This window comes from Mycobacterium sp. SMC-17, from assembly GCF_045310915.1.
In the GTDB taxonomy this organism is placed as follows: Bacteria; Actinomycetota; Actinomycetes; order Mycobacteriales; family Mycobacteriaceae; genus Mycobacterium.
Genome location: NZ_JBJIAK010000156.1, coordinates 1 through 1251, shown reverse-complemented (window position 1 = coordinate 1251; position 1251 = coordinate 1). Strand labels below are relative to the sequence as shown.

The window sequence follows — 1251 nt, the reverse complement described above, 5'->3', positions numbered from 1 at the left end:
TCACCCGACCCACCCGGGTCGCAGTTCAACGTAACCGTCACAACATCACGAAATAACTGCAACTACGAACTTAAGGACCCACCCATGCCCGAATTCCGCGCGCTGATCATCGACCCGCGTAACCCCGACAACGACGGACCCCGCCAGCTCACCGAGACCACCCTGGCCGAGCACGTGCGCGACGACATCGAAATCGCCTACGGCTACCGCCGGCCGGACGGAGAACTGGGCCACATCCCACGGGTGGCCTTCATCTTCGGCGAGAACACCAAACTGCACCCAGGGTGGGTCCCCAATCCCATCGCCACCACTTTGTGGTGGCACTACGACCCCCGCGCGGTCCGGCGCGACGTCCTCGCCGGACCCGTCGTCATCGCCGGCGTCGACCACGCCGAGCTCGGCCCGCTGCCCGAAGACGTGGCCGAGGCCTACCTGCTCGCGTCCCTGGCCCGCGCGCTGCGCTGACCGCAACCCCACCGGGCCCGCACGCACCGCGGGCCCGGTCCGGTCCCCCCCCTCCATTACCGAAATCGGAAGGCACACAACACCATGTACAACCTCGAATACGACGCCCTGCTCACCGCCATCGCTACGCGCTTCGGCATCGACCTGCACTGCTTCAACTCCGGTGGCGGTTGCCTGGTCTGGGAAGCCCGGCTCGAAAGTGGCCACTGGCTGGAGATCAACGACTGGGACCAGGGCATCCAGACCCGCGCACACCGCCTGGCCAGCGAAGCGGCCGGCGAACCCGTGGGCTGGTTCATCGGCATCTACTGCCCCGCCGGCGACACCCCGCCGTGGTCGCACGACAGCTGGCGAGTGGCCAGTGTCTCGCACCGCACCGCCACGGCCGACGAGCTGCCCGAGCTGATCGACCTGGCACTGCGCGGCATCACTGCCGCCGCGCACCACGTCTACGACGAGCACGGCGCGCACACGGTCACCCATGGCATCGACACCATGAGCGGCATCGGCACGGTGACCTAACGTCCAACCAACCAGGGGCCCTGCCGGCATTTGCGCCGGCGGGGCCCCTTTTTTGCTTCCGGCGCCGAGCACGCGCGGCCGGGGCCGCCTCGCGGCGGCCGAAAAACACTGCCCCACAACACAACCTTGTCAGCAGGGGTCGCCAGTGTAGTCAGCCTGGGGCCCGGCCGGTCAACCCGCGCCGCCACCGGCGATCGGCGTACCGAGTGACTATTTGCCGCCCTACCCAAGCTCGCTGCCGCTCGCGGGGCGGCAAATCCGCCG

2 protein-coding genes are annotated in these 1251 nt (G+C 68.6%); both read left to right on the top strand.

The genetic code is table 11. The features are described 5' to 3' along the window. The first annotated feature begins 84 nt into the window (after nucleotides 1–84). Nucleotides 85–465 carry a hypothetical protein gene (locus ACJH7A_RS30540; RefSeq protein ID WP_406803320.1) on the top strand — a complete coding sequence of 127 codons (381 nt, stop codon included), beginning with the start codon at nucleotides 85–87 and terminating at the stop codon, nucleotides 463–465. 84 nt (nucleotides 466–549) lie between these two features. Then, nucleotides 550–987, top strand: a complete 438-nt coding sequence (locus tag ACJH7A_RS30535; RefSeq protein ID WP_406803319.1) for a hypothetical protein — start codon at nucleotides 550–552, stop codon at nucleotides 985–987. Nucleotides 988–1251: the final 264 nt, after the last annotated feature.